The sequence below is a fragment of the Ciceribacter ferrooxidans genome, assembly GCF_004137355.1.
GTDB classification, from domain to species: Bacteria; Pseudomonadota; Alphaproteobacteria; order Rhizobiales; family Rhizobiaceae; genus Allorhizobium; species Allorhizobium ferrooxidans.
This window is the reverse complement of sequence record NZ_SDVB01000036.1, coordinates 1-268: the sequence shown is the minus strand read 5'-3', so window position 1 is coordinate 268 and position 268 is coordinate 1. Positions and strand designations below refer to the sequence as shown.

Sequence of the window (268 nt, the reverse complement as noted above, 5' to 3'; positions counted from 1 at the left end):
AGATGTTCCCGGTAGGCTGTTAGAGCACTGTGCAGAGCGAGTTGTTTCTTAGCTTCCCAAAGAGCTGGAAGCAAGATGCTTTGGGGCCCGTTAATTTTATACCCTGCTACTTTGCTGTAGTTGTTGATTATTTCTAATAGTTTTTCTGTGGATCCTTTGGGGTTTTCTATGTATAAGATCATGTCGTCTGCAAACAACGCGAGTTTTACTTCTTCGTTACCTATTTGGATTCCTTTTATTTTTTTTTCCTGCCGAATTGCTCTGGCCA

General features: G+C 41.4%; 1 protein-coding gene. It reads right to left on the bottom strand.

All coding sequences use genetic code 11. The features are described 5' to 3' along the window. A partial coding sequence (locus tag EUU22_RS26345) for an RNA-dependent RNA polymerase family protein (RefSeq protein WP_205687801.1) occupies window positions 1-268 on the bottom strand: 268 nt, incomplete at both ends.